This window comes from Candidatus Sulfotelmatobacter sp., assembly GCA_036500765.1.
Lineage (GTDB): Bacteria > Acidobacteriota > Terriglobia > Terriglobales > Acidobacteriaceae > Sulfotelmatobacter.
Genome location: DASYBM010000008.1, coordinates 71,205 through 80,508, shown reverse-complemented (window position 1 = coordinate 80,508; position 9,304 = coordinate 71,205). Strand labels below are relative to the sequence as shown.

The following is a 9,304-nucleotide window of genomic DNA, read 5'->3' as shown; positions in this document are numbered from 1 at the left end:
CGGGTCGTCGGTCGTCGGTCGTCGGTCGTCGGTCGTCGGTCGTCGGTCGTCGGTCGTCGGTCGTCGGTCGTCGGTCGTCGGTTTGACGATGCTAAACGAGTATGCGGGGATGTTCATCCGTCACAGCGGGGATCAGGGCGGGTGATGTAAGATGTTCGGCTTTGTGGTGGGCGGATCGAAACCTTTTACCACAGAGGGCACAGAGGAGCACAGAGGAAGTTCAACGTCTGCACTTCTCGCGCAAGGACACGCGAGAAATGGGTACGGGACGGCTCGGCCGTGCTGGACTGACAGCCGAGGCGGCTGTCGCTACATGAATTTGAATGGTGGAAGCGGTCCAACACGTGCGGCGGATGCGGGGCGGGGCGCAGGGGCACTTGATGCGCTGCTCGGATGGAAATTTTTATGTGGTGAAGTTCCGGAATAATCCGCAGCATTTGCGGGTGCTGGCGAATGAGATGCTGGCGACGCGGCTGGCGGAGCGTGCGGGATTGCCGGTGCCGATGACGGAAGTGGTTGAAGTCGATGAATGGCTGGTGGAACATACGGCGGAGTTGAGCATTCAACTGGCGCACAATACGATTCGGTGCCAGGCGGGACTACAATTTGGGTCGCGGTATGTGGTGAGTCCGCTGGAGGGACAGGTGTTGGATTATCTTCCGGTGGAGATGCTTGGGCTGGTGAGAAATCTGGAGACGTTTGCGGGAATGCTGGTGGTGGATAAGTGGACGGGGAACGCAAACGGGCGGCAGGCGGCGTTTTGGCGGAAGGCGCGGGAGAAGAAGTACACGGCGTCGTTTATCGATCAGGGATATTGCTTTAATGCGGGGGAATGGAATTTTCCGGATTATCCGCTGCGCGGAGTTTACGCGCGGAATGAAGTTTACGAGAACGTGCGGGGATGGGAATCATTTGAGCCCTGGCTGTCGAATGTCGAGCGGATGGACGAAAGCGTGGTTTGGGATCTGGTGAACGGGATTCCTCCGGAGTGGTATGAGAGTGCGGATGAGGAGTTGGAGAAGCTGGCGCGGGCGCTGATTGCGCGACGGGGGAGGGTGCGGGAGTTGATCGAGGCATTTCGAATATCGCCGCGGAGGCCGTTTCCGGGGTGGAAAGAACAAGCTTAACGGAAAATTCTTCACTACAGGCACGGAGAACACAGAGGAAGAACAAGAAATAATGGCGGATCGGCGACAACTTGAGTTTTTCTTGCTGCGATATGTGCCCGACGCGGTGAAGGGGGAATTTGTCAATTTTGGCGTGCTGACATTCAATGACGAGCCCAACGGAGCGGCGTTCGCTGATGTGCGATTCGCGAGGGATTGGCGGCGCGTGCGATGTATGGATCCTCACGCGGATGTGGAAGTGCTGGAGGCGCTGATCCGGGAGATTCGATCGGAAGTGGGGCAAATAAAAGATCAGGCCACTCTGCTTAAGAAGATGGAAGATTCGTTCTCAAATGTGATTCAACTTTCGGGACCGATGCAAGTGTTGGCGGAGTTGCCGGCGGTTGAAATCGAGACGCTGGCTTCGATGTATGTTTACGAATCTCCAGTTGCGGGAGCGTCGCGTGTTCCGACTGGACGGCACCGCATTCTTGCGGCGATGCGGGATGCATTCGAGCGGGCGGGCGTGGCGAAGATGCTGCAACCCGTTCCAGTGGCTCCGTACACGAAGGTGGGAGATCCGTTTCAGTTCGATATGGCGTACAACACGGGGAGGGAACTCAAGATTTTTCATGCTGTGTCGTTGAAGGCGAATGTTGAGGGGGCGGTGACGCTGGCGGCGCGGTATCCGAGGATACTGCCGGTGATGGCGGCGAAGACTAGTTTGACTCCGACGTTGACGGCGGTGATTGATGATGATCTGGATCGTGGGCAGGACGCGATTCAATTCGCGCTGAGTATGATGGAAGAGGAGAGGATTCGGATCGCGGTTGCGGCGGAGATGCCGATGATTGCGGAAGTGGCGCGGCGGGAGTTGGGAGTGTGAGTGGAACTCGGAAGGAGAAACCGATCCGGGGACTCGAAATGCGGGTTCGTGGGTCGCACAAGCGAAAGACATAGGTCCTTCGCTTCGCTCAGGATGACAATGCTGGTTTGATGACAACAGGGCTTGGATGAAAAATGAGGGCTCCGCTGCGGCGGAGCTTTTTTTGTTGGGCGGGACACCGTTTTATTCGCTCGACCTATGATGGAAACACGAGGTCCGTCGACTGCGGTGATCGTTCACTTCGTGAACGATCATCCTCGCTCGGGATGACAGAGTTGCGGCAAACGAGAAAACAATCATGAAAATTACAGAGACGTTGCGCGGCGCCTGGCGCCGGATGGCGGGAGTGTCGGCGGTGGGAGTGTCGGACGCGCGGTTGGTGAAACTGCGGCGGACTTCGGCGCTGCCGTCGATTTTTAATTCTTACGGGCCGCTGGCGGAGGCGCTGCCGAAACCGACTCCGTATAACTTGCGGCGATTTTCGGAGCTACCGATTGCGAGAAGGGCGATCAACTGTATTAAGGATCGGATCGCGGGGATGCGGTGGAGAATTCAGCCGCGCCAGGGGTACGCTCTGGGGGAAATTCCGGATGGGGCGGCTCGGGTGCGGTTGCTCACCGACAATTTTCAGGCGCCGAATCCGGACGATTCGTTTCGGTCGTTTGCGGAGCAGGTGCTGGAAGACATTATTGTGGGCGGTTTTGGGGCAGTGGAGGTGCAGGTGAATCCTTCATGGGAGCTGCACGCCTCGCTGCGCTCGGCGGGACGGACGAATGCGTCCGTCCCCACGCGCTCGGGGACGGGCGAGGCACCCGCTCTTCCACAACCGCCGCTGGTGTTGTGGCCTGTGGATGGGGCGACGATTCGGATGAATCTGGAATGGGATGGGTCGCCGGAGTCGCAGCGGTATATGCAGGTGACGGGGTCGGGGCAGTCGAGTGCGAAGTCGCAAATCAAGCTGGATGACAACGAGTTGATTTATATCCGGCTGAATCCCAGGACCAGCACGCCATTTGGGCTGGGGCGGCTGGAGGTGGCGTTTGAAACGATCACCGCATTTATGGGGGCGAACCGCTACGCGTCGCGGCTGGCGTCGAACTCGGTGGTGCAGTATGCGTTGTGGCTGCAGGATCTGACGCCGGAACATCACGAGCGGCTGATTCGCTGGTGGCAGGACGAGATTGAGGGCACGGGGAAAGTGCCCATCCTATCGGCCGAAAGCAAACCGGAGGTGCTGCGGTTCGGTGGCGGCACCGACGCGGATTTACGACTGCAGTGGCAGGAGTTTTTGCTGCGAGTCGTCGCGGATGCTTTCGACCTTCCTCCGTTTTATCTCGGGGTGGAGCGTGACGTGAATCGCTCCACCGCGGAGGAACTCAATGAGTTGGCATTCCGGCAGGCGATCGTGCCGACAGCGCGGTTGCTGGCGGAGTCCCTGACGCGGGATGCGATTGCGAAGAAGCTGGGATGGAACGATTTGGAGTTTGTGTTTGCGGATGTGGATGCGACGGATCCGATGGAGGAAGTGCAGATTCAGCAGATTCTGTTGCAGACGGGAGTGTTGACGGTGAACGAGGTGCGAAGGATGCGGGGGTTGGGGGATTTGGAGTAGGCGGCTTCCGGCGCTCGGCTTCCGGCTTCCGGTCGTACGGGCTATGGATAACACAAGAGAGCTCCCTGCGGCTGCATCGTTTGAATAAGGGATAGCAGGGTCCTTCGACTGCGAAGTTGTCTCGCACATGCGAGACAACTTCTTCGCCCAGGATGACAAGCAACGAACAATTTTCTAAGCAATGGAAGTGGGGTGGTGATGACGATTGCATTGGAGAGTATGGCGGTGGTGATGCCAAGGGTGGAGGGGCATCCGAACCGGGCGGGGTTTCGGGGAGTGTTGACGGTGGTGGATGTGCCCTCGCAGAGGGCGCCGTCGGGGTCGAAGGGGCGTCGGGTGGTGCTCACGAGAGCTGCGGCGGAGGCGGCATTGCCGTCGCTGCTGGGGATGGCGCTGGATTATGCCCCGTCGTTTGACCGACATGATGTGCGACGGAAAGTGGGAGTGATCACAAGCGCGGACGTTGTGGGGAGGAATCTGGAGGTAGGGGGATTTCTCTACGCGAAAGATTTTCCCGAAATCGTGGAGGAGATTGGGAAATCTGGGCGGCGGGTTGGGAGCTTGCCGAGAACGAGCCAGGGGAGGGGGATGCAGGCGGTGGCGGAAACGACGAGGGAGCATCGTTGGACCGATCGGGCGAATTTGAGGGCGTCGTTGGCGGCGGCGGTGGATCGGTTGCGGGGGCTGACTACTTCGATCCGCGCGGATTCGAGTGAGCCTGGGCCTGAATCTCTGGTTGCGGCTGGGGGGGCGGGGCCTCTCGGAATGTCGTATGAGGTGGCTGACGTAAGTCTGCTCGATAACCGATCGCGCGTGTGGATTTTGACGAAGGTGACTTTTACGGGGGCGGCGATTTTGCGGAAGGACAAGGCGGCTTATCAGGATACGTGGATTGAACTGGAAAATTCGTAGTCGTGCCGGCTGAACAAATTGTTAACCACAGAGGGCACAGAGGATCACAGAGGAGAAGGAAAATATGAATGAAGAGATGGCGCAGCAGTTGATGGCGACGGCGGAGCGGCTGGCGAGTGCGGCTGAATCGTTGGATCGCGTGTTGGGGCGGCTGGATTCGCAGCAGGATGCGTTGAACGCGAAAGTGGACCAGATCGTGGCGGCGGTGGATGAGCGCGGGTCGTATGAACCGGGGCACGAATCCGAGCGGAACGATGCGACGCGGCAGTTGCAGGATCGTGTGGCCGAGTTGGAGAAATCGAATTCGGATTTGAGGGCGCAGGCATCGCGGATGGCGCGGAAGACTTTGCCTCCGATGGTGTCGGCGATTCTGGCGAAGAATGAGGCGGAGTTCGGCGAGAAGATCGACAAGGGCGTGTTGGACAAGACGCTGCAGAGTTTGAGTTTGGAGCAGCGGATTGCGGTGAAGGCGGAATTGGCGCGGGCGGGGATGATCGAGTAGCGGGCTTCGGGCTCTCGGCTTCCGGCTCTTGGGGTGGGCACGACACTGGTCGTGCCTTTTGTTTTTCTGTGGGTCTTCCGGGGCTGGGCATTTGGGGAGCCAGGCTGAAGAACATCCGCACTTCTCGGCGCAAAGGACGCGCGAGAAATGGGGCACCCGGTTTCGTTGAGAGAACTCCTTGCGGGGACCGTGAGTGCTGCTTGAGTGAGAGGGGGTCCTTCGACTGCCCAGGATGACAGAGGTTTTAAGGTACGGAAATAAAAATCACACTTAGGAGATGACATGAACGGACGATTTGTGGATTTGATGGCGGCGGCGGACTACATTGGGCCCGGCGCGGTTGAAGTGGAGCGGTATCAGACGGAAATTTTCGACATCGTGCGGCGGCGGGGAATTTTCGGACAGAGGATCAAACAGGTGCCGGCTACGGGGCATCCGTCGCGGTTTTTTGAGGAGACGGCCATTGCGTCTCCGACGGCGGCGCAGGGATTTATGGATCCGCGGAATATTGCTCCGGTGGTCACATCGCCGACGCGCATTGAGCTGGCGGTGCCGCTGAAGGCGCTGGTGTCGCAGATCAACTACAACCTGTTCGATCTGGAAGTGACGGCGCAGCAGAGCCAGTTCGCTTACTTGCAGGCCAAAGACCTGGCGGATGCGGTGGATGGGCTGTTGCGTACGCACGACGTCGCGCTGTGGAACGGTACGGACACATCGCTGAGCGTGCCGACGACGCCGCAGTATTTCGGCGCAATCGGGCAGATCGAAGCAGGCGGGAACACGGTCTCGATTGCGGCGGGGGCGAGCATCGTGAACGGGTTCAAGACCACGATCGCACAGATGGTTTCGAACTCGTCGTATCAAGTGCGGCCGACGGCGATTTATGCCAATCCGATGCTGCTCGATCTGATCGATCAGGAGATGAAGGCGGAGTTCAACGTGGTCCTGAACACGATGGAGATCACGGGCGGATTCCGAGTGAAGGCGCTGACGACGCAGGCGGGTGAGTTGCCGCTGATTCCGGAATGGGCTCTGGGATACACGGGAACGCTGGGATCGGGAAATGCGGTGCTGCCGGCTTACATCGTGACCGAGGATCTGATCGAGTATCACTGGCTGACCGATCCGAATCCGCGAGTGTTCAAGCTCGGGCTGCCGGGCGCGTTGACGCAACAGCAGGTTGTCGTGAAGTTTGGGGCTCCGGTGGTGAAGGGGGCGAATTTCGCGCACTACGAAGTGAAGGTGCATAACTAGGGTCAGTGACCAGTGGTCAGTGGCCAGTAAACGAGTCGTTGGTCGTTGGTCGTTTGTCGTTAGCCCGAAGTACCCGCGGCACGGATTGAGGGATCGGTGGGGTTTGCTAACGACTATCGACTAACGACCAGCGACATTTTTTTCGCAGAGAGGTCGCATGAACTATTTGGATACTACGGAATATTTGGCGTACGGGCTGGATGCGGCGACGGACCCATCGTGGGTGCAGGCGGCGTCGGCGATTATCGACGCGCATTGCCGGCGGGCGACGCTGGGAGTGAATCAGTATGAAGAGCGACTGAAGATGCCGCCGGAGTTGAATACGGTACGGGTTAGCTATCTGCCGATGGTGACGGTGGCGCCACTCACAACGCCGATCGTTACGCTGCAAGGACGCTACGGGATTCCGCGGCGAGGGGAGTGGCCCTATCCGGATGTCAGCCTGGAGTTCGCGCTGGTGTTCGCGTTGCCAGGAATGTGGACAACGATCGATCCGACGACCATCGACATTTGGTCGGACGCCGGAGAGTTGACGTTCCCGGTGAATGCGCTGGGATTGTTTTTCAACGAGATCGATGTGGTTTACAACGCGGGGCTGTCGACGATTCCGACCGGAGTGAAAGTGGCGTGCGCGCAGATTGTGAAGAACGCGCAGGTGACGCCGGCATTGAATGTGAAATCGGGGCAGATCGATCGGGTGCGGCTGGATTATTTCGGGGACACGCTGATGGACGATATGGTCCGCAGTTTGTTGGAGCCGTACGTGGCGTTTAAGGGGTTGTAAAGGTCGTGAGTTCTCGCGGGCAGGAGTGCCCGCGCCACACAACGAGGGAGGAAGCCATGGGGGGCGGAATTTGTGGGTCGGCACTGGTGCGGGCTGCGGATGCATTGTTGAAAGCGTTGGGCGGCGACACCGTGAGTTTGTTGTTGCCGGCGACAGCGAGCGCTGCCGACGCGGCGGGGCAATTGGGGCTGGTGGATCCGGGAGTGCAGCAGGTATTGATTTCCCCGGTGGTGACGCGAGCATTGGAGACGGGAAATCTTGGGCCGCGGCGGCGGATTGAGTTCACGTTGTCGGCGTCGGTGATTGTAGATCAGCTTCCCGCGCTAGGGTTGGGAACGGCTGAGGAGTTGTTTGACGCTGTGCTGGGGCTGATGTACGGGTCGGATTTGTTTCACATCGAAACCGTGGTGCCGGAGAATTTCGCGGGCACAGCTTACTTCTATGTGGTGACGGCGGTGGAGTGAGAAGAGCAGCTTCTAGCTCCTAGCTGCTAGCTTTTTTATCTGCGAACACATTCCTCTTGTGAAACCAAGGCTGCGATGTGGTCGCGACAGGTTCCTGAAGGGTCCAACGAATAACACACATTGAGCTAGTAGCTAGAAGCTAGTAGCTAGAAGCTGGGTGAAATGCAATTTGCTAAGGATAGTTTTTTTCTGGCGCTGCAGCAGCGGCTGGCGGCGTTGAATCCGGCGCGGACGATCACGATCAATGGGGCGACGATTCCGGCGGTGGTGGTGGTGGAGAATCAGGTGCCGTCGTCGGCGGAACCGTCGCCGAATGCGTTTTATATCGAATGGGGCGCGGCGGATGTGATCGAGGGACACGCCGGGAATGGGGCGCTGATGAGCCTGAACGTAGTGATTTCGTATTACACGTTGGGTTCGGTGCAAAGCATGGTAGACCGCGGAAGGTTGCTGGCGGAACTGGATGATGAACTGCTCGGGATTTGCCAGCCCCCGAATACGGAGAAGCGAGACTATACGCAATCGCCGAGCGCAGATTTGGGGACGACCGTGTTTTGGGGGCAGCCGTCTTTTTCGGAAGGGAAGGGCACGGGGCTGTTCTGGGGCCGCATTTCGTTTCCGGAGCGCGCGAAGAGCGGAGTGACGGACGAGGCTGAAACGCAGCAGGACGCGCGAGTCGAACGCAAGGCGCGGCTGACGATGTACTTCTACTCGGAGGTGATTTTGTTATGAGCACTTCTCCGTTGCGCGCGGCAATGGTTCCGGTGATCCGGCAAATGCGGGCTTACTTCGCGCCGGTGAACCGAGTGACGGAAACGCCGACGATTTTCGATCCGGGGCAGAATGCGGCGTTTCTGCTCGACTCACCTCCGGCTCCGTGGTTGGATTTGGGATGGGTGGAGAACTTCGAGCGCTGGTACGACACGCCGACCGACGTTGTGCGATCGGGAGCGCGGACGCTGCCGGCGGCGCAATTTCGGGGACCGCTCGAGGCGCGAGTCGAGTTTGATTTTCGGCAGTGGGGAAAGCTGCAAATGGCGTTGGCAGGCGGGTCGGAGCATATGAATGTGCTGGCGCCAGCGTCGGCGAGCACATCGCCGGAGCCGTCGGGTGGGACGCCGGAGCCGGCGGTGGCGGTGCTTTCGGGATCGACGGCGAGCGTGTTGGTTTTTGGTTCGGGAGTGGCAAGCGCGTTTTCGGTCGGCGAGTTGATTGCCGTCGATCTCGACTACCAACAGCAGATTGGTTATGTGGGTTCGGGGATTGCGGCGGCGTATGTGAGCAGTCCGGCGGCGGTGAATCAGGATCCGAACTATGTGCGGCGGGTGACGTTCAATGTGGGGCGCGTGGCGGAGGTTACGTCAACGTCTGTCGTGCTGGCTCAGCCATTGCTGGGTGGAGTGCCGGCGGTGGGAGCATCGGCGCAAGTGGTGGTGGCGTTTGTGGACCGGGAAGGCGGATCGTTTTTTCAGGAGTGGTCGGCGCTGTTTGTGGGGGAAGCGGAATCGGGTGGACGGGTGTGCTTTTACTATCCGCGGCTGAGCGCGGGATGCGTGAAGGCGCCGGCGGGGAAGTTGCTTCGAGAGGACATCGCCGTGATTCAGAAACCGCTCTCGGCATTTGCTCTGCGGGCTTCTTTTCTGGCGTTGCCTTACACGGATACGAATGATGGGCAGTCGGTGCTTTGTTTTCGGAGTTACTTTCCGGCGGGGATGGCGGCGGCGTACTGAAGGGCTGCCGGCTCTCGGCTTCCGGAATTCAAGAACAAAATCTTAACCACAGAG

The 9,304-nt window shown here is 59.1% G+C and carries 10 protein-coding genes; all 10 read left to right on the top strand.

The annotated features are described in order from the left end of the window. Positions 1–323: 323 nt before the first annotated feature. Complete coding sequence (locus VGM18_12180) at positions 324–1,127, top strand: HipA family kinase (GenBank protein ID HEY3973757.1); 804 nt, start codon at positions 324–326, stop codon at positions 1,125–1,127. 52 nt (positions 1,128–1,179) lie between these two features. Then, entirely contained in the window at positions 1,180–1,992 is an 813-nt protein-coding gene (locus tag VGM18_12175) for a DUF3037 domain-containing protein (protein ID HEY3973756.1), read from the top strand. 298 nt (positions 1,993–2,290) lie between these two features. Further along, complete coding sequence (locus VGM18_12170) at positions 2,291–3,604, top strand: phage portal protein (protein HEY3973755.1); 1,314 nt, start codon at positions 2,291–2,293, stop codon at positions 3,602–3,604. Positions 3,605–3,802: 198 nt separating this feature from the next. Then, positions 3,803–4,516: a hypothetical protein gene (locus VGM18_12165; GenBank protein HEY3973754.1), complete on the top strand. Its 714-nt coding sequence runs from the start codon at positions 3,803–3,805 to the stop codon at positions 4,514–4,516. A gap of 64 nt (positions 4,517–4,580) precedes the next feature. After that, positions 4,581–5,018 (top strand): hypothetical protein, encoded by a 438-nt coding sequence (locus VGM18_12160; protein HEY3973753.1) that lies wholly within the window; start codon positions 4,581–4,583, stop codon positions 5,016–5,018. Between the two features lie 282 nt (positions 5,019–5,300). Further along, a complete protein-coding gene (locus VGM18_12155; protein ID HEY3973752.1) occupies positions 5,301–6,272 on the top strand; it encodes a hypothetical protein in 972 nt (323 codons plus the stop codon). 157 nt (positions 6,273–6,429) lie between these two features. Beyond that, positions 6,430–7,056: a hypothetical protein gene (locus VGM18_12150; GenBank protein HEY3973751.1), complete on the top strand. Its 627-nt coding sequence runs from the start codon at positions 6,430–6,432 to the stop codon at positions 7,054–7,056. Positions 7,057–7,112: 56 nt separating this feature from the next. Beyond that, entirely contained in the window at positions 7,113–7,520 is a 408-nt protein-coding gene (locus VGM18_12145; GenBank protein HEY3973750.1) for a hypothetical protein, read from the top strand. Between the two features lie 162 nt (positions 7,521–7,682). Then, a complete protein-coding gene (locus VGM18_12140; protein HEY3973749.1) occupies positions 7,683–8,252 on the top strand; it encodes a hypothetical protein in 570 nt (189 codons plus the stop codon). Next, a complete protein-coding gene (locus VGM18_12135; protein ID HEY3973748.1) occupies positions 8,249–9,250 on the top strand; it encodes a hypothetical protein in 1,002 nt (333 codons plus the stop codon). The genes VGM18_12140 and VGM18_12135 overlap by 4 nt, the downstream gene beginning before the upstream one ends. The last annotated feature ends 54 nt before the right edge of the window (positions 9,251–9,304 follow it).